The sequence below is a fragment of the Microcoleus sp. Pol8_D6 genome, from assembly GCF_036700965.1.
Lineage (GTDB): Bacteria > Cyanobacteriota > Cyanobacteriia > Cyanobacteriales > Microcoleaceae > Microcoleus.
This window is the reverse complement of record NZ_JAUBPW010000038.1, coordinates 30270-48123: the sequence shown is the minus strand read 5'-3', so window position 1 is coordinate 48123 and position 17854 is coordinate 30270. Positions and strand designations below refer to the sequence as shown.

Genomic DNA, 17854 nt, shown 5'->3' with positions numbered 1-17854 from the left:
TATCAGGTTCGAGCAATTTACCCTCCCGAATGATGCTTTGGCCGCAAGGGTTGGAGGCATTTTTATTCATGGTAATTGACCGGGCATAATATGACTCCTGCTTTCCAGTCAACGGCTAACTGCTTTCCTGTCAACTGACTAATGACTAATGACCAATGACTAATGACAAACTAGCTGTACTGCTGATTGACATCCACATCCAAATTAAACAGTGTTTGCAAAGTTTGCATCGCTTGTCGCCGCGCCTCAATATCCTGCTGAGCTCGCAATTGTACCATCGGATCGTGCAAAATCTTATTCACAATCCCCCTTGTTAAAGATTCAATCACGTCTTGATGTTTCTCCGAAAATTCCGAACCCAGACGCGATAAAGCTTTTTCTAACTCTTGTTCCCGAATCAATTCTATCTTATCCCGCAAACAGCTAATAGTAGGAACCGTTTCCAGACTGCGCCACCAGAGATCAAAAGCCTCTACTTCCTGTTCCAGCAAGCCCTGAGCTTCCATTGCCATTTTGCGGCGGCTTTCGTGATTTTGAGCTACCACTGCTTTCAAGTCGTCCACATTAAACGATCGCACATTAGCGAGTTCGTTCGCATCCGAGTCAATGTTGCGTGGCACAGAAATATCCACCAACATCAAAGGGCGATTCGGGTCTAAAACCGCTTCCAATTTAGCTTTATTTAACAGTGGCTCGGTAGCTGCGGTACTAGTAAAAACTAAGTCAGAACTGGCAATTATCTGCATCATTTCCGAGAGCTGATACAGGTGCAATTCAGCATCTTTAAACTGACCTGCCAACTCCAGGGCGCCCCGCACAGAGCGGTTAACAATCGAAATATGGCTAGCTCCTTTTGATAGCAAATGCTGCACCAAAAGCCGCGACATTTTACCAGCACCGATAATCGCAATTTTGCTGCTTGCTAAATGCTGACCTTTCATTTGAGCCAATTCTGCCGCCGCCGAACTGATAGAAACTGCACCGGTACCGATGCTAGTTTCCGTGCGAACTCGCTTCCCTGCTGTGAGAGCTTGCTTGAACAAGCGCTCTAAAATTCTGCCTACACCTTTGTACTGCTGGGCGAGTTTGTGAGTTTGTTTTACCTGAGCCAAAATTTGTCCTTCTCCGAGCACCAAACTGTCGAGGCCAGAAGCCACTCGCATCAAGTGCATCACCGCATCTTCGTGCAGCAAAATAAACAGGTGAGGGCGCAAAGACTGCAAAGGAACTTTACTGCATTCTGAAAGGAACTGAATAACCTCTCGCACACCAGGCTCCGACTCGCTGGTAACAATATAAATCTCTAAGCGGTTGCAAGTGCTGAGGATGGCAACCTCTTGAATGTGCGGGTAGCCGCGCAATTGGGCGATCGCCGCTTCAACTTTCTGTTCTGGAATGCTTAGTTTTTCGCGAACTTCTACCGGCGCTGTTTTGTGGCTGAGACCTACGACTGCAATATTCATATCTGTGATTTGTCACTATTTCTTTCTTAGTTGTTAACAGTCACCTGTTATTAGTTCTTAGTTTATCGCTAATTGCTAATCATCGGTGACTGTTAACCGTTAACTGTTAATTGTTAACATTTAACTGTTAACCACTAACTAATCACTAATTCAATTGCAAAGATTTCGGCTGGTCAAACATATGGATTGTATCCACAAACCGAGCAGTTTTCGACTGAGAAGAAATTACCAAACTTTCAGTGCGAGCGCCACCGCCAAAGAAGCGAACTCCATCCATCAGCGTTCCGGGAGTAATCCCGCAAGCTGCAAACAGAACTGTTTCTCCAGATGCCAACTCTTCAGCATTGTAAATCTTGTCTGGGTCTGTGATGCCCATGTCTTTAAGTCGAGCGATATTGCTCTCTTTGCTTTCACCGATCAAACCAGTTTTTACAACAGCCGGATCGTAAATTAACTGCCCTTGGAAGTGACCGCCCAAGCAGCGCATTGCTGCTGCGGAAATCACACCTTCCGGTGCTGCGCCAATACCCATAAGTGCGTGGATGTTGGAACCAGAAAACGCGCAAGAAATCGCTGCCGAAACGTCGCCGTCGCTGATCAGCCGAACTCTTGCACCCGCTTGCCGAATTTCATTAATTAAATCTTTGTGTCGGGGGCGATCCATGACCACCACCACCAAATCTTCAATACTGCGGCCGAGACAATCAGAGATAATTTTGAGGTTTTGAGTCGGCGTTTTGCGAATATCTACATGATTCTTAGCAGCCGCAGGAGCAGCCAATTTGTTCATGTAGAAATCCGGTGCCGCAAACAAACCACCTTTTTCAGAGATTGCCAAAACTGCCATCGAACCGTTTTGACCGTAAGCGACCAGGTTAGTACCTTCGCAGGGGTCAACAGCGATGTCAATTTCGATCAATTCATCTATGTTGCAGACATCTTTGGCATCTTCGCGGGTACAAATACCTACTTGTTCACCGATGTAAAGCATTGGTGCGTCATCGCGCTCGCCTTCGCCGATCACGATGCGGCCGCGCATATGAATTTTGTTCATGCGCTCCCGCATGGCTTCTACAGCCACTCTGTCGGCTTCGTCTTTCTCGCCTTTGCCCATCAAGCGAGCGGAGGCGATGGCTGCCTGCTCAACTACTTCGATAATCTCTAAACCGATTACATTGTCCACGAACTAGATCCTCTCAACTGCTGATGCGTGCCTTGTGCTCTTTTGCACTCCCAGCAATCAAGTTTATCAGAGGCGGGGATCTGTGCGAGCGCAAGCAGTGGCTTAGTTTGTGTTAACTTTTGCTTCTTTGAGACTGGGGCTGGAAAATCTGATCCCAACCAGCTCAAAGATCCGACCAAGAGGGCCGGCACGGGGGCACGGCCCCTACAAGAGAATGGAACAGCCCTGCCCTCTGAGCGCTAAATCGCGGACTCCAGAGGTTCGGAGCGAGGGGCTGTGTCAGGCAACTTGTCATCCCGAATGCCGTTAAAGGTTTTATGATTAGTTTGCGATCCCACGATTTCTCAGAGACCTGGTTGCTAGACCGGATTTATCGTTACTAAACCTCACATCTTCCACCATTCTCGCTTAACGGGCTCTGGGGCCCGTTCCACCCAAGATAAATTTTATTGTGGAACAGGCCGAAAAGCCTGGTCATAAAAGGCTAATTGACAATGGTGCAAGATATAAATAAACCCAACATTTTGGTAGAAACCGGGTTTCTGAGGGTAAGTCCTAATGAGGATCACAAATCAAATGGACAGCCCCAAATCGGGACGTAGTAAACTTTATCAGCGGGAAGCAATAAAAAATGATGATGAAAGCCCAAGACATTATGACCACAGATGTTGTTACCATTCGCGGTTCGGCAACTGTAGCTGAAGCGGTGGCGATGATGAACGATTTGTGTTTGCGCGCGTTGATTGTAGAACGCCGCCACGAACAAGATGCCTACGGCATTGTCACAGAAACGGATATTGTCTATAAAGTAGCAGCCTACGGAGTAGACCCGAAAAAAGTCCGCGTCTTCGAGATTATGACCAAACCGTGCATCACGGTGAATCCTGACTTGGGCGTGGAATATGTGGCTAGGTTGTTCGCCAATACCCGCATCCGCCGGGCGCCGGTGATTAAGGACGAGCTAGTGGGCATTATTTCTGTCACGGATATATTGACAAAAAGCGATTTTCTTGAGAAGCCGAAGAGTATTTTATTTGACGAACAAATCGAACAGGCGATCGCGGATGCCAGAACTATCTGTGCCGAGAAAGGCGCTACTTCTAGAGAGTGTGCGGTAGCGTGGGATATTGTAGAGGAAATGCAGGCTGAGGCTTCTCACCAGCGATCGATGAAGCTTGAAAAAACGGCTTTTGACGAGTATTGCGAGGAAAATCCAGAGGCTGCTGAAGCGCGGATTTACGACAGTTAATTTAGTCCTTAGTTATTAGTTATTAGTTATCAACTCTTATTTATGGATTGATAACTAATAGCTAACTATCGGAAAGAGCTTTTTTTCTGATAGCCTCACGAAAAATAAAAATCTTAAGTGTTTGGCTCAGTCATACAAAACACGTTCAGCTTATTCCCATCAAGATCGCGAAAATATCCCGCATAAAACCCCGGCAACACGCCTCTTGGCCCCGCCGCTCCTTCATCCTTAGCCCCAAGTTCGATCGCTTTGTTATAAACTAAGTTGACTTTTTCGGGACTGTCAACTTGAAGAGCTATCATTACTCCATTGCCAACAGTTGCTCTGTTACCATCAAAGGGTTTTGTAATAGCAAGTGCTGGTCCCTCTGGAGAAACGCTCCATGCGATAAATCCGTCGAATTCCATGAATCGTCTAGCGCCAATTTCAGCAAGCAAAGCATCATAAAAGTTGGCTGCCGTTTCAATATCGTTGGTACCGAGTGTAACGTATCCGATCATATTTTTGGTCTTCTAACTGATGTTAAGATTTAAAAAATGTTTGAGTACATAACAACTGAGTTAAACTGATCCTTATAAAACCACAGCTACAACTCAAACATCATTTTATATCATAACTCAAACTATCTCGGTTTTCTCCGCTGCAATGATTTATTGCCGATCGCTAATACATTCGGGACTGTCTCTAGTTGGACTGTTGACGATCGCACTTACCGCCTTTGCTTTCATGGCTTCGGAAGCATAGGGCTTTAACAAAGGCAAAACTTCCTGAGCATTTTTAACAGCAGGATCTAGCCACTGTTCCCAATCGCTGTCGGGAAGAATCACAGGCATTCGATCGTGCAGCGGCTGGACTGTTTCGTTAGCAGCGGTAGTAATTATACTGCAAGATACAATGTTTTCTTTTTCTGGAGATTCCCAATTTTCCCACAAACCTGCAAAAGCAAAAGGTTCGCCGTCTGCCGTTTGAAAATAGTAAGGCTGTTTGTTCTTTCCCTGCTGTTGCCATTCGTAGAAACCGTCAGCGACTATCAAACATCGCCTGTGCTTGATGGCGCTGCGAAAAGCAGGTTTTTCGGCTACAGTTTCCGATCGCGCATTGATCATCTTGCTGCCCATTTTCATGTCTTTTGCCCAACTTGGAATCAAACCCCAGCGCATAAATTGAAACTGTCGCTGCATTTTTTCTTTTTCAACTGTTACTGTGGCAACTGATTGAGTTGGGGCGATATTGTATCGCGGTTTGATGTCGGGAACTTCCGACAGTTTGAAGAATTCGGCGATGATTTGACCTGAAGTAGTTAAAGTGTATCGTCCACACATAATTTATAATTGGTTTTAACAAAAACGTAGATTGCGATTTAACGTTGGGCGGGGCGGGTTTTCGAGATTATTGGTGTTAGGCAAAGATGGTTTGTAAAACCCCCCCCTACGACACATTGCTAAATTGTGGAACATTCGCAGACAACCATTCGGCGCGCAACTTTTCAATAGCTAATTCTTTAAATTTAGCTTCTACTTCAATCCAAGGAGCCTGATAATAACAATTAGGCATTTCTGTAATTAAATCGCTGTGGCGGGGATCGGCAAAAAATTCTCTGCCATTCGATATGTGTACTAATTGCCATTCAGGAACAGACCAAGTTGTGCGGGCTGCTGCAAGCATTTCGGCAACGCTGGGATCGTCGTAAGTTTCTAAATGTTCGTGAATGACGTGGTGGTGGGCGTCAAAAACCATTGGTACGCCGGTATCGAGACAAACTTCTAAAATTTCCGAGGAACTGTAAGCGTATTCGTCATTTTCAAAGGTTAAGCGCGATCGAATTGATTCGGGTAAATCGCGGATTACTGATTTGAGTTGCGAAGTGCGATCGCTCTTGCCGCCGTGAATGTTCATCAGTGCCAGGGGCGATCGGGGCTGTCCCAACATATCTAAAATTAAAGCATGAGTCGCGAGAATTTTAATGCTGTTTTCAACCACAGAAAGCTTGTCGGAACTGAGGACGACAAATTGATCGGGGTGGAGTACCAAGCGGATGTTGAGGGAAATTGCGCGATCGCCCGTAGTCCGCAATTCCTCAGTCATAGAGTGTAGCACTGCTTCCCCCAAATCTGTATCTGCAAAAGGGAACAGTGCAGAAGTCATCCGGTACAGCTTAATCTGATTAGCTGAACAGAAGTCGATCGCTTTGTCAAGGCGTTTTAAGTTGTCTGTATAAAGCTCGCGTAATACTTTTTCTTGTTCAGTTTCCGAAAGCTGTAAAAGTCGCTTCCTGGTGACAGTGCGAAAGCGCACTGCATCGGATGTTGTAATACAGACTAATCCCAATTCCGGCAATTTTTCCTGTTCCACTACTTTGTTAATCTCGCTCATTTAGCAATAATCCCTAACTTTAATTTTATGTTAAATAGGTTTTTCGTAAGGACTTGAGTTTTTAGTCTTGAAGTTTTTAGGTACTACTGAACCTGCCTAAAGAGTCCGGCAGAGATTGAAATCGCTGGCGGACTCTGGAAGTGCAAGATGTAATTAGTACAAACCTAATTTTTATCAAACCTCTAATCAACCGCGTCGCAGATAGCATATCGATGCCAATTTAATCGACATAACTATTGCTGTTCTTGGCGAGAATCAGCCTCTTCCTTGGGCCGCGCGGTGGCAACAGGATTTTCCATTGCTTCGTTATGGAACGGATAACCGGATGTTTCTTGATTTAGCGGGTCAGCGGGTTGGTCTTCAGGGGATGTAATTTGACCGTTAGTGTTGGTATTGGGTTTTGTGGAAGAGCCTTTATGGCTGGCGTGACCGCTACTCATCTTTTTTTCCTCAATTAGGTTTATGGAACAATTTCTAGCTTAGACTTGGCTGCTGGGGGCGATCGCCTATCTTAAGTCAGAGATGTTGCTTAATAGTTGAGGATGCTATAGCCTTTCTCGGCAACAGTGCGGTAGATAGGAAAACCGCAGATTAAGGCAGATAAACACAGATTAACGCAGATAATTTCAAGATATCTCTGCGAATGGCAATCCGAGCGGGAATTGGTCGCCTGTGTACCTCACGAAAATTGAGAAAGGCTAGATCTCTCATGATTTTCCCTATTTCTCCTTGACAATTAACTCCGCAAACGGCCGGATCGCATAATACTAATAACTAACCACAAACCCAAAAAACTCGCCGCCCCAAACAAACCAGTGCTCAGAAAAGATAGCTGAGGAGTTTGTGCGTTAGAAGAAATAATTGCCGCCCCTACAATCAGCGAACCCACGACAATACTAAAAGAAAGTCGGTTCGCAGAATCCCCCAGAGTGCGACGCAGCGGGTCGAGTTCTTTTAGGGTCAAGTTCCACTTCAAAGTTTCCGAAGTAACTCGGTCTAAAAGCACTTCCACCTGTCGCGGAGATTGCAAAGATAAGCTTTTGAGATCCAGGGCAGTTCTCAGCAGAGCTTGGATCGGATCGTCTCCTAATAACTGACGCCGAAACATATCGGTCATCAGCGGTTTGACCTGCTCTACAATATTAAATCGGGGATTAAAAGAGCGCGCCAGTCCCTCCAAATTAGCTAGAGTTTTTGCATACAAACCGAGATTGCTGGGCAGTCGAATTTTATTTTTGCGGGTGATTTCCAGCACCTCATAAAAAATTTCCGACAAGTTCATTTGCGACAAGCTCACATTGTAATACTTGCGTAGCATTCGAGCCAAATCGTTCTCGAGAACAGCTAAACTTTTCGGCTGAGCAAATTCTGCCATTTCCAATGTTAATTGAGCGCAGCGCTGAGCATCTAAATCGACAATTGCCAGCAACATTTCTGTCAAATTTTGCTGAGTTCGCGGGTCTAATCTGCCGACCATGCCGCAGTCTAGCAAAGCTATCCGGCCATCTTTGAGATAAAATAAATTGCCGGGATGCGGGTCTGCGTGAAAGAATCCGTCGATGTACAACTGCTGGAAGAAAACGCGGCAAAGCAGCGTTGTAATTTCTTCGCGTTCGGCATTTATATCTCCTTGGTGGCGAATTCCTTGCAAATCGCCTAACAAAATCGGGACTCCGTTCAGCCACTCCATTACTAAGAGTTTTTTTGTAGTTAACTCCCAGTTAATTTCTGGTAGGACAACTTGTGTGGGGTCAAACCATTTACTTTTAGATAAATTGCGACGTAGTTCGTCTGTATAGCTGGCTTCTTGAATGAAGTCTAGTTCTGCACGCAGGGCGATCGCAAATTCTTCAGCTAAGGCGACAATATCGTATTGTTGACCGAAGTCTGTGAGCATGACAAGTTCTGCCAAACCTCGGAGTACGGCGATGTCTTGTTCGATGACAATCTCAATACCGGGGCGCTGAACTTTGAGGGCGACTTCGCGGCCGTCTTTTAAAGTAGCTTTGTGGGTTTGGGCGATCGAACCTGCAGCGACGGCTTGAGTGTTAAATTTAGCGAAGGTATTTTCGAGAGATTGTGTGAGTTCCTGGCGGACGATTGCTTCTACTTGCGACCACGGTACGGGCGGCACTTCCGCTTGTAGCGTCGAGAGGATTTCGATGTAGGTGGCCGGTAAAAGGTCGGGACGGGTGCTCAGCAATTGACCCAATTTGACAAATACTGGGCCTAATTCGACGAGGATATTGCGGAGAACTGCTGGAGTTGGGAGACTGGGTGCGTCGGTTTTGCGGCCGGTTAGGAGGCTTTTCATGTAGTCCCAACCGTTGCGGAAGACGACCTCTAGAATTTCTCCTTTGCGAGAAGTGTTTTGAACTAGGCTAAACAAGGGGCCTCCGGGTCGATCGGGTTTAAGGGCTATATAACTACTAGGATAGCGCTGTTGACCGGGCTGACCAGTGTCTTGGGGAATAACTTGGGCGAAAGGGTGCGATTCCCTACGGGATAGCTTTGCTTCACGAATTTTGGGGTGTGGGGGCGATCGGTCTTTGGCCGTGGCATTGTTCTTCATAGTAAGATACAGTCAAAGCAGACATGATATTTTTATAATTAAATTTATTGACTTGAAAAGATGTGTCAGAGACTTGAATGAGTAAGTTATTACAAACCCGATTCTCAATGTGTTTAATAACGTATAAGAGACATGATTGCCATCCAATTCCCTACCAACTCGATCGAATTATCCATCAACTTAACTGACGAGCAATTTTTTCAGCTTTGTCAGCACAACCGCGATTATCAATTTGAACGTACAGCATCAGGGGAATTAATTATTATGCCACCGACAGGCAGTGAAACTAGCAAGCGCAATCTGGATCTATCGTATCAACTTCGAGCCTGGAGCCGGCAAAATAATCTAGGAGTTGCCTTCGACTCTTCTGGAGGCTTTAGGCTCCCCAATGGTGCCGATCGATCTCCTGATGCCTCTTGGGTCAAAAAAGAACGCTGGGATGCTTTAACACCCGAACAAAAAGACAGTTTTGCTCCTTTGTGTCCCGATTTTGTTGTTGAGTTGCGTTCTCGGACTGATTCCTTGAAAAAACTTCAAGAGAAAATGCAATAATATATAGATAACGGTGCTAAATTGGGTTGGTTAATTGACAGGCAAAATCGGCGGGTAGAAATTTATCGCCCCAGTCAAGATGTTGAAATTATCGAAAATCCTGCGACTCTATCAGGGGAAGATGTACTGCCTGGTTTTGTGTTGAATTTAGAAGAAATTCTGTAAATAAAGTAAATAGTAAGGCACAACACAGATTCAAAAAGGAATGCCTGGATCAACAGTGATGAATATTTGGTGTATCCGCCATCAGAATCCGTGTCGTGCGGCCTCATCTCACCTTCACAGCAAATCTTTCAATTTCTCATCTTCTCCCAACACCTTAATAACCTGTTTAATCTCCTGCGTCCTGTCCTTTTTCACAATCAAAGTCACATTGCCATCTCTGACAACTACGACATCTTCTAAACCAATGGTGACAATCACCTCATTCTCATCTGCTGCATAAAAAATGCCGCCCTTGGTATCAATTCCGACGTGTTTTGCTAACTCGACATTGGGTTTATCTCCTTGCAGCAAACGACCGATCGCATTCCAATCTCCCAAATCGTCCCAGCTAAAGCCTACGGGCAGAACACAGGCTTTTTGCGTCTTCTCCATCAGGGCGTAATCGATGCTAATTTTGGGTAATTCCGAGTAAGCCTGCGCGCCTTTTGCTTCCAAAGCTGCCATCATTTCCGGTACATGATTTCGCAATTCTGTCAAGACAGTTCCAACTCGAAAGACAAAAATTCCGCCGTTCCAACTAAACTTGCCGCTGGCTACAAATTCTTCAGCAGTTGTGCGATCGGGCTTTTCGGTAAATCTCGCCACCCGATAGGCTGGAAAACCACCAAAACTCCCAATTTCCTCGCCTTGTTCGATGTAGCCGTAACCAGTCGAAGCATAACTCGGCTTGACTCCCAAAGTGGCGATCGCATCCTGATTTTTCGCCAACTGGGCCGCCGCCTCTAAAGTCTTGATAAACTCCTGTGGTTCCCCAATCCAGTGATCCGCGGGGAAAAAACCAACTACCGCATCCTCACCGTAACGCTTGCCAGTTTCTATAGCAGTCCAGGCCACCGCTGGCGCAGTATCCCGCCCCTCCGGTTCCGCCAGCAAATTTTCCGGTGGTAACAGCGGCAACTGTTCGCGAACCCCCGCAGCCAACATTTCCGACGTTACCACCCACAAATCGTCCCAACCGTTACCTAATGTTAATAGTCGATCGGCAGTTGCTTGCAGCAAACTCTTGCCGCTACCGTCGAGACTCAAAAACTGCTTGGGCCGCTGTTTGCGACTCAGCGGCCAGAAACGTTCGCCTTTACCGCCGGCGAGAATTACGGGAATTAAGGTTTTGGTCATGATTTGAAGTTAAACGGTTCTGATCTATTTTGCCTGACACTTGAGGGATTGAAACGATCGTGATATAATTGATAAAACTTATTAATTGTTGGCAGCATGGCGTTAAGGCGCTAAGCTTTTTATTTAGTAGAAATTTTAAAAATTCCTAGGATGGATTTTGGGTCATCTTGTCAATCCAATTAGCATAAAACGATACCCGCGTGTCGCCGGAAATTTCCCCGAAACTGCCATTGCCCTCAATTTTATCAATATCGGCGATGTTTGTTTTGAAAAATCCCCGATCGCTATAACCCCAAGAACTAATCCCCGCAATCTTGCCCTCGACAAACGAAGGCCCGCCGGAATCTCCGCTAGCCGTAGCTATCTCATTTTTCCCCAAACCTCGATCGCGCAATCTCGGAAAATGCCTCCCCAAAGCATCGTGTTCGCTAGTTCCCGCATCAAAATCAAAGATTAATTGACTTCCCAAAACCAATTCCGACATATCTGATTCTGTAGCATCTTTCAAAACATCAATTAAAGCATCATACCGATTCTGTCCGCTATATCTTTTCGCCTCAGAATTAGAATTTTCATCTTGTCCCTTTGCACCTAAACCTATATACCCGTATCCAACTTTTGTCAATACTTTCCCGACTTCATTTTTGTTTCTATTTATCTCGTACTGTTCGATCCTTGGCGGCGCGATCCTTTTTAGCTTTAAAATAGCAATATCGTTGCCAACTTCCGATTCGTAACCAGTCCAGCCCGGATGGATATAATATTTGCTAACGGGGATGCTAACTTCACCCCTAGGCAATTTAAAAATTGCTTTAATTGCCGTTTCAGCAGGAACTTTAACTCCGCCTTCATTCAGACAGTGGGCCGCCGTGAGAAGGTACAACCCTCCCGTTAGCAGCGAACCAGTACAGGAAGCCGAATCGAGATAGGCGACACCTGTATATTGATTTAAAGCTAAAGGTTTGCGGGAACTGCTGTCAGGAAAAGCGCTAATTATCGATCGCCCGATTTCTGCTGTTTCTAAAACTAACAACACAGTCAAAACTACCATTAATAAAACTTTGATTACTGACTGCATTTTTGATATTGAATTGATTGAATAGCTGTTATATCAAATCCGATACTATTGGAATTAATTTTACCCAGGATCAGGACACGGTAGTGCAGTTTCCATACAATTAATCCGGGTATGGGCACGGCACTGCCGTGTCCTCTTATTGCAATATTTTACTTCGATAATTCGACGTTTAGTTCGTTCACAACACGGCGTTTGAGGGGGATTGATTTTTCTCTGGGCAGCAAGTCAAATACTTTCCGAAAAGCATCATCTACCTGTTCAAATGGTATTTGTCCTTTCTCATTAAAAACGACTTTTCCCGATTGGTCTAGGATGAGAGTTTGAGGTACGAAACCTTCGTAATAATGGCTCGGTTCGGTAAGTTCTGGTGACGGTTGCGGAGGCAAAGAGTCAATGCTTATGGGCATAAAATCGGCTTCGCGGCCGTAAAATTCCTGGAGTTGAGAGACGACGATCGCATATTGCTTCGAGTCGCTGCTGTCATCAGTATAAAAAACTAACAGTACGGGTTTATGACGTTTGAAAGAATCTACAAGCTTGACTTTAGGAGGAACTAGGGAACCGTTGCCGGCGTAGAGGGCAAAGATTGTACCATCGAAGCGATCGTCGGTGAGAGTTGCTAAGGCTGGTGGCGTGCCGGTTAGCAGTATCAAGCTAAGTGAGATCGCCACTGTTAAAAGACTGGCTGACAAGATTCGCCTCAGCCAGTGGATGCCAGAAGCAGCAGTAACAATTGAATTTTTGTTCTCAGAAAATATCATAGGTTGTGGGCAGTTGCTGTAACAAAAGCGAAATCAGATGCAAAAACTTTCCTAAGTTTATCAGCAAAATGTAGGCAAATGTTCTTGAGTAGGTTAAAGTAGTTTCGGCTCGACGATCGTAAATTGCTGATAGTGGCGATCGACAAGGCGATTCTACAGACCGAAGATCACTATGTGCGATCGACTTTTCAGGGGCGGACTGGAACTGTCCGCGCCACAATAAAATTTATTTGTGGTGGGGTGGGCTTCTAGCTTCCCAGAAGGGTGCAAGATATTAAATTCAACTGATTACTAGAAACTGACAACTGGGAATTTACAACTAATGATAGCTTTGCTTGATGCACTCCTCGCCCAAACGCCCGCTGCTGATGTTTCCGGGTCTGCTCAAATTAATATAGTGCAGGCGCTTGTTTTAGGAATTGTACAAGGATTAACAGAGTTTTTGCCCATCAGCAGCAGCGCTCATTTAAAGGTAGTGCCGATCGCCCTGGGATGGGGCGATCCCGGAGTTGCTTATACTGCTGTTATTCAGTTGGGCAGCATTATTGCCGTGCTTTGGTACTTCTGGAAAGACTTGACAAATATAACTGTTGGTGCAGTAGAAGCCTTGGTGCAGCGCAACTACAAATCGCATGAGTTTCAAATGGCTGTGGGACTGGTTTTGGGAACAATACCTATAGTATTTTTTGGGCTGCTAATCAAGGCATTGGTTCCAGATTTTGACAACTCGCCACTCAGAAGTTTGGCCAGCATTGCTATTGCTTCGATCGTCATGTCGCTACTTTTAGCAATAGCAGAAAAAATTGGCAAGCGCAATCGCAATTATGAAAAGTTAACTGTCTTAGACGGTATTTTGATGGGATTAGCTCAAGCAATCGCATTGATTCCGGGGTGTTCGCGATCGGGTTCCACCCTAACAGCAGGATTGTTTATGGGATTGGAAAGGCCTGCCGCCGCGCGGTTTTCTTTTTTATTGGGAATTCCGGCAATTACTCTGGCTGGATTAGTGGAATTAAAGGGTAATTTGGGGCAAGGAATCGGCGATGCAGGAGTTGCAGCTTTGATAGTGGGAACGATTTCATCATTTGTGTTTTCTTATTTGTCGATCGCGTGGCTAATGAAGTTCCTGCAAACTCAAAAAACGTGGATATTTGTGTTGTATCGGCTAGCTTTTGGCGTAGCCATTTTAACGGCGATCGCCGGTGGGGGACTGAGAAATATCTAAAACAGGACTGACTTGAACCTAATTATAGCCCTTCTCAAGGGCAGTGAGGTATGTCCGTTAATGGGTAATCGGTAATGGGTAAGAAAGCAATCGCTCGCCCTCGCACCTTACTCACACTTTTTTGCCCTATATATGCCGTAAGATCTGCAACTTGACAAGCATGAGAGTTTAAGGCTTTGAAAAAGGGATATTCGGCTCTCAACGCTGTATTGTGACGATACATATCTTTTTGTTCAACACCTCGGTTGCCCATCCAAAAATGGACACATTTTTTGCGGACAAACTGAGCGGTTTTAATCGCTTCATCTGCAGCAGCGTATTGAGTTGTTTTTGCCTTAGCCTTAAACTCTAAAAGTATCATTGACGTGGAAAAACTTTACGTAATTATTGTAGTATAGAAAAGCCGTCAAGCTAAGGATGGGGCTTGTATCCTATTAATTTTGGTAACGCTAAAAGGAGAGTGGCTGTGAAAAAAGTAGCAGTATTTGGCAGCGCTGGAGGCGGTAAATCAACTCTCAGCAAGAGATTATTGGACATCACTGGGCTGCCGCTTTACGTCTTGGACAAGATTAAATATTGATCGGGCGGCGTTGGGGTTTCACAGGAAGACTACAAGCGCGCCCATCAGGAAATTTTGCAGACTGACAAATGGATTATTGACGGGTTTGGTTGCATGGAAACCGTATGGCTGCGACTTGATGAGACGGATACTCTGGTTTATGTAGATCTACCGCTATACGTGCATTTCTGGTGGGTGACTAAACGACTGATCTCAGGTCACTTTAAACCGCCCGAAGGCTGGCCTGAAAATAGTCCAATATTAAAGAGTTCGATTAGCAGGTACCGCGTGCTTTGGTTGTGTGACAAATATTTGACTCCAAGATATCGCGAATATATCGATCGGGCGCGAAGTAGTAAAAGTGTTTATCACATCATATCTACTGAACAGATTTCGCAATTTTTTGAGTCTATTGAAAATGAGACCAAGATTAAAGATTGTGAACTGATATAATCAACTTTTCCTATAACTCCAGATCTAAAATACAGAAAAAATCTTCAATCAATGTTATTCCCAAGTGCATTGGGTATGGATGACTAATATTTCCTCTTGTAAATGCGGGCGAAATTCTTAGAAAATGCGGGACTCGACAAAGTGCTGTAAGATTGTCTTCTGTTTGAAAATCTCGACGCACAAAAAATGGCAGCATTTCGAGCATTTGTTGATGTTTGTAGGGAAGATTGGCAGCATACACATCCCGATCGCGATCGCTTTTATACAATTCTCTAGCTTGAGAAGTATTTTGGTCTTTCTGAGTCAAGGGAATTTTACCTATAGAAAAATAGTGTAATAATTTCGGTATTGTTTTATCTAGAAATCCACTAAGCTTTGTAAAATCTGAAGTTGGAGAATCTTCGTCCCAGGTTGTTCTCTTAGCTATATATTGTGGAGTTTCATGGTTACTGCGAATGCGAACAACACCTAGTAATTTTTCAAAATTTTCGTCATCTCTTTGGTATTGACAATTGTGTCCTAGTACATGATTAAAGTTGAGAATATCTCGTTGTTCAAATAAATACTCATTCTTTAATTGAAACCAAGCTTGATTGTTATTTCCATCTCGATCGCGTTCATTGCGCCAAACATCAGCTTCAATTAAAGCAATAGTGGGGTTTTCCAGATGTTGGCTTAAAACGTCAGCAACAAATTTCACTAATTGTCCGCCTTTCATTTGAATTTGGTTGAGACTATCCCGATCTTTCTTTCGTGCTTGATGAAATAATTTTCCAATTGCTATTCCCGCTTGTGAATAAGGAATCCATTGTCGATCGTTAGGAAGTAAAACATCTACTGTACCTGTAGCAGCCAACCGTACAGCTATTGCATATTGAAACGTATTTTTACCGATAAAGTTATTTTTTTGAATCCGACAAAAAGCAATTACATCTAATTGTTGAGCAATATCTTCTGGTATTGCTGCAACTTGATAAACTTCTGACGGTAAACCGTATAATGTTCCTGTTTGGCGCAAAGTTAAATCTAATACGGCGTTTAATACTCTTCCCTGATTCAATTTGCTATAAGTTATATCGTCTTGTGGGTTTTCTTGGTCTTTTGGCTTATTTGGTTTAACTGTTTGCAGCATTTGAGAATTAATATTCTCCAACACGCAAGCTTCTCTGACTGCCCCGCGAATATTTTGTTGAGGATGTATTCCTTTTACCTTACTCGTTCCAATCTCAATAATGGCAAAAAGTTCGGAATTACTTTTAGCCTCTACTAAAGCAATGACATTTTCTTGAAGGAATTTTTGCCAAGCTTGACGTTTTAACTGATGTTGTTTCTTAATTTGCTCGTCAAAATTAGTGTTATCAGAAGGTAATCCAGACACCTGGAGTTTTTCTAAGAGACTTGGGTCATTAATAAAAAAAAACATTTTTAACGTTGATGTGCGCTGGAAAATCATCACCATCTTGCAAGAATAAAGCTTGACGTAACTGCTGGCGAACCAATGTTTTAGTGTGTTCTTCGTAGTAAACTATAAATAAATATGTCTGTTTGCTATTCATTGTTCGTTTAATAGCACCTGCCATAACATTTTGCTTATCTTTGAGATATTGCTGCTTGGCTTCTTCTGTTAAATTTTTGAGCGCAGAGGAAATTAAAGATTTGCGATGCAATTCGTAATCGCTCATTGCTAAAGGCAGTTTTTTACCAGCAGGTACGGGTCGATCGAATGCCATTGGGCGATCGGGAATTAATACGCCGTTTAGTAATTGCAATACTTTATTAGTGATATCGGCACGTTCTTTTAAACTAAAGCCTGTTTTGATATAATGCCCGTGTCCTCTGCCTTTTTGCGCTTCGTGTTTGTATTCATAGCCTTCAGCATGAACGATATAATATTCATCTTTATTCCAAGCATCTTTATTATCTAAATTTCCAAATTCAATTGGTTTGTTTAAAATCTCTTGAGGCTCAGCAAGCGATCGCGCTTTAAATGCAGTCAATAAATCTGGTAATTGTTCTTGCCAATTTTTTTTGTCTTGATTTTCAATAGTTAATCTAACTAAGGTTGAGTCGATCGGATAATTATCTAAACGAGCTTGATTCATGCCCATTAAGATTGAAATATTCCGCCCGTGATTGGCATCTACCAAAGGTTCGTGAGCGTATCTTTGACAGCTAAGGTGTATAAATACCCAAGGCTTTAAATGACCTTCTGAGTGAAATTTTCCTGCTTGAGTTTGCACGTGAAAATCTAAACGATAAGCAAAATAACCTTCTCTTTCTTTAGCATTTTCCTCATCACTTTTTTTGTAATCTTGCTCGAAATAAGTTGCTTTAACAAATTGACTAACTAGATGTAACCCTGTTCTTGTCGAACTGCCTCCTTGTACTTTACGCCATTTGAGAGTTTGTTCTTTATCTCCTGAAGAAATAGTGCAGGTTTGCTCGTGCAACAAAGTTACCAATAAACTTGGTATGGCTTGATAACTCAAGCTATTTTGACTGTTAATATGTTTAATTAAAGTTTCAAGTGCGATCGATTCCCAATGCCAACTTTCAGGGATTCCATCTATGGCTTTTAGAAAGCGATCGCATGCAGATTTAATTTCCTCTCGATTGCCTTGACTGCCTGTTTTTTCTAAATACTGTTTTGTCCAAGTTTGCGCCCAGATATAAATCAGTTCGTGTATTTGTTCGCGTGTTGGTATATTTAATTCTCCTCCTGTACCAACAGCTAAAGCACGATACTGAGAAATGTAATTTACAGTTTCTAAATATTCAAAGCCATGCGTCAATGTGGAGCTACAAGCTAGTATAGCATTATTTAATTGACGGTACGGTGCATAAATTTTATTTTTATTACGCAAGACTTTTTCAATATCTTGGCAAAAGTCTTTGACTTCCTTAGCAAAAGGAAACATTAACACCGCAATTTTTACATCGGATAGCGAATCGATCGCTAAATCCATACGGGCAGGTAGAGCAAAGGAAGGGTTGGTTTTTGCAGGCATAATCTGTACTCCAAATGAAAGGTTTTTAATGTTATAA

At 43.7% G+C, this 17854-nt stretch carries 15 protein-coding genes and 1 pseudogene; 3 read left to right on the top strand and 13 right to left on the bottom strand.

Annotated features, from left to right (window positions below):
* Positions 1–170: 170 nt before the first annotated feature.
* Both QUA10_RS16520 and glpX read right to left on the bottom strand, forming a co-directional pair.
* Entirely contained in the window at positions 171–1463 is a 1293-nt protein-coding gene (locus QUA10_RS16520; RefSeq protein WP_333083528.1) for a glutamyl-tRNA reductase, read from the bottom strand.
* 145 nt (positions 1464–1608) lie between these two features.
* Positions 1609–2646: a class II fructose-bisphosphatase gene (gene glpX, locus QUA10_RS16515; protein ID WP_333038520.1), complete on the bottom strand. Its 1038-nt coding sequence runs from the start codon at positions 2644–2646 to the stop codon at positions 1609–1611.
* Between the two features lie 631 nt (positions 2647–3277).
* Between glpX and QUA10_RS16510 the strand changes: the two genes are divergently transcribed.
* The gene (locus QUA10_RS16510) at positions 3278–3895 is read left to right on the top strand and encodes a CP12 domain-containing protein (protein ID WP_333083527.1); all 618 of its coding nucleotides are present in this window, start codon (positions 3278–3280) and stop codon (positions 3893–3895) included.
* A gap of 113 nt (positions 3896–4008) precedes the next feature.
* Here QUA10_RS16510 and QUA10_RS16505 read toward each other — a convergent pair whose 3' ends face one another.
* The 5 genes from QUA10_RS16505 to QUA10_RS16485 form a co-directional block, all read right to left on the bottom strand.
* Positions 4009–4395, bottom strand: coding sequence for a VOC family protein (locus QUA10_RS16505; protein ID WP_333083526.1), 387 nt, complete (start codon positions 4393–4395; stop codon positions 4009–4011).
* Between the two features lie 150 nt (positions 4396–4545).
* The gene (locus tag QUA10_RS16500; protein ID WP_333083525.1) at positions 4546–5217 is read right to left on the bottom strand and encodes an SOS response-associated peptidase; all 672 of its coding nucleotides are present in this window, start codon (positions 5215–5217) and stop codon (positions 4546–4548) included.
* 106 nt (positions 5218–5323) lie between these two features.
* On the bottom strand, positions 5324–6268 hold the full coding sequence (gene uvsE, locus QUA10_RS16495; RefSeq protein WP_333083524.1) for a UV DNA damage repair endonuclease UvsE: 945 nt from the start codon (positions 6266–6268) through the stop codon (positions 5324–5326).
* A gap of 233 nt (positions 6269–6501) precedes the next feature.
* Positions 6502–6708, bottom strand: a complete 207-nt coding sequence (locus QUA10_RS16490) for a hypothetical protein (RefSeq protein WP_333083523.1) — start codon at positions 6706–6708, stop codon at positions 6502–6504.
* Between the two features lie 296 nt (positions 6709–7004).
* Complete coding sequence (locus QUA10_RS16485; protein WP_333083537.1) at positions 7005–8657, bottom strand: AarF/ABC1/UbiB kinase family protein; 1653 nt, start codon at positions 8655–8657, stop codon at positions 7005–7007.
* Between the two features lie 315 nt (positions 8658–8972).
* On the opposite strand from QUA10_RS16485, the pseudogene QUA10_RS16480 reads away from it, so the two are divergent.
* Positions 8973–9557 (top strand): annotated as a pseudogene (locus QUA10_RS16480) (Uma2 family endonuclease).
* Between the two features lie 114 nt (positions 9558–9671).
* On the opposite strand, the gene QUA10_RS16475 reads toward QUA10_RS16480, so the two are convergent.
* From QUA10_RS16475 to QUA10_RS16465, 3 genes are all read right to left on the bottom strand, one after another.
* Entirely contained in the window at positions 9672–10733 is a 1062-nt protein-coding gene (locus QUA10_RS16475; RefSeq protein WP_333083522.1) for a mannose-1-phosphate guanylyltransferase, read from the bottom strand.
* A gap of 145 nt (positions 10734–10878) precedes the next feature.
* Entirely contained in the window at positions 10879–11811 is a 933-nt protein-coding gene (locus tag QUA10_RS16470) for a trypsin-like serine protease (protein WP_333083521.1), read from the bottom strand.
* Between the two features lie 149 nt (positions 11812–11960).
* Positions 11961–12572 carry a thylakoid membrane photosystem I accumulation factor gene (locus tag QUA10_RS16465; RefSeq protein ID WP_333083520.1) on the bottom strand — a complete coding sequence of 204 codons (612 nt, stop codon included), beginning with the start codon at positions 12570–12572 and terminating at the stop codon, positions 11961–11963.
* Positions 12573–12894: 322 nt separating this feature from the next.
* On the opposite strand from QUA10_RS16465, the gene QUA10_RS16460 reads away from it, so the two are divergent.
* Entirely contained in the window at positions 12895–13797 is a 903-nt protein-coding gene (locus QUA10_RS16460) for an undecaprenyl-diphosphate phosphatase (protein WP_333083519.1), read from the top strand.
* Positions 13798–13831: 34 nt separating this feature from the next.
* Here the strand turns inward: QUA10_RS16460 and QUA10_RS16455 are convergent, their stop codons facing one another.
* The 3 genes from QUA10_RS16455 to QUA10_RS16445 form a co-directional block, all read right to left on the bottom strand.
* The gene (locus QUA10_RS16455; RefSeq protein ID WP_333083518.1) at positions 13832–14158 is read right to left on the bottom strand and encodes a hypothetical protein; all 327 of its coding nucleotides are present in this window, start codon (positions 14156–14158) and stop codon (positions 13832–13834) included.
* Between the two features lie 661 nt (positions 14159–14819).
* Complete coding sequence (locus tag QUA10_RS16450) at positions 14820–16187, bottom strand: RNaseH domain-containing protein (protein WP_333083517.1); 1368 nt, start codon at positions 16185–16187, stop codon at positions 14820–14822.
* 28 nt (positions 16188–16215) lie between these two features.
* Complete coding sequence (locus QUA10_RS16445; RefSeq protein ID WP_333086310.1) at positions 16216–17817, bottom strand: pPIWI_RE module domain-containing protein; 1602 nt, start codon at positions 17815–17817, stop codon at positions 16216–16218.
* Between the last annotated feature and the right edge of the window lie 37 nt (positions 17818–17854).

Bases quoted from the DNA above. Each gene is read 5' to 3' on its own strand.
- QUA10_RS16490 (WP_333083523.1), bottom strand. From the start codon at position 6,708: ATGAGTAGCGGTCACGCCAGCCATAAAGGCTCTTCCACAAAACCCAAT.
- uvsE (WP_333083524.1), bottom strand. From the start codon at position 6,268: ATGAGCGAGATTAACAAAGTAGTGGAACAGGAAAAATTGCCGGAATTG.
- QUA10_RS16475 (WP_333083522.1), bottom strand. From the start codon at position 10,733: ATGACCAAAACCTTAATTCCCGTAATTCTCGCCGGCGGTAAAGGCGAA.
- QUA10_RS16460 (WP_333083519.1), top strand. From the start codon at position 12,895: ATGATAGCTTTGCTTGATGCACTCCTCGCCCAAACGCCCGCTGCTGAT.
- QUA10_RS16510 (WP_333083527.1), top strand. From the start codon at position 3,278: ATGATGATGAAAGCCCAAGACATTATGACCACAGATGTTGTTACCATT.
- QUA10_RS16520 (WP_333083528.1), bottom strand. From the start codon at position 1,463: ATGAATATTGCAGTCGTAGGTCTCAGCCACAAAACAGCGCCGGTAGAA.
- QUA10_RS16505 (WP_333083526.1), bottom strand. From the start codon at position 4,395: ATGATCGGATACGTTACACTCGGTACCAACGATATTGAAACGGCAGCC.
- QUA10_RS16465 (WP_333083520.1), bottom strand. From the start codon at position 12,572: ATGATATTTTCTGAGAACAAAAATTCAATTGTTACTGCTGCTTCTGGC.
- QUA10_RS16455 (WP_333083518.1), bottom strand. From the start codon at position 14,158: ATGATACTTTTAGAGTTTAAGGCTAAGGCAAAAACAACTCAATACGCT.
- QUA10_RS16445 (WP_333086310.1), bottom strand. From the start codon at position 17,817: ATGCCTGCAAAAACCAACCCTTCCTTTGCTCTACCTGCCCGTATGGAT.
- QUA10_RS16500 (WP_333083525.1), bottom strand. From the start codon at position 5,217: ATGTGTGGACGATACACTTTAACTACTTCAGGTCAAATCATCGCCGAA.
- QUA10_RS16470 (WP_333083521.1), bottom strand. From the start codon at position 11,811: ATGCAGTCAGTAATCAAAGTTTTATTAATGGTAGTTTTGACTGTGTTG.